We start from the raw sequence: 299 nt of genomic DNA on the forward strand, positions 1-299 counted from the left end.
GGTCGAGGCGGTGGCACGTGTCACGCTCTCCGTCGTGCCCGCCTCGCCCAATGTCGTGCCGTTGCGTTCCACCGAGAACGGGCGGGGCGATGGCGCCCGCACCTCTTGGGAGGGGCTATCCAACGGCGAGCGCAACGCCTTCCGCGAGATCGCCCGCGCGCTCGGCGCCCGGCTCGAAGGTGTGGACGACGAGCCTCCCGCCGAGTCCTTCGCCGAACCGGACGCTGTCGAGCCCCTTGCCGACGAGCCCGTCGTCGTTGAGCCAAATGTGAACGAACCCGAAGTAGCCGCGCCTCCGC

The 299-nt window shown here is 70.6% G+C and carries 1 pseudogene; it reads left to right on the forward strand.

Annotated features, from left to right (window positions below):
• Window positions 1-299: pseudogene (locus VRZ77_RS21725) on the forward strand (PAS domain-containing sensor histidine kinase); the annotation flags it as partial.

The sequence above is a fragment of the Ancylobacter sp. G4_0304 genome (assembly GCF_047501495.1).
Taxonomy (GTDB): Bacteria; Pseudomonadota; Alphaproteobacteria; order Rhizobiales; family Xanthobacteraceae; genus Ancylobacter.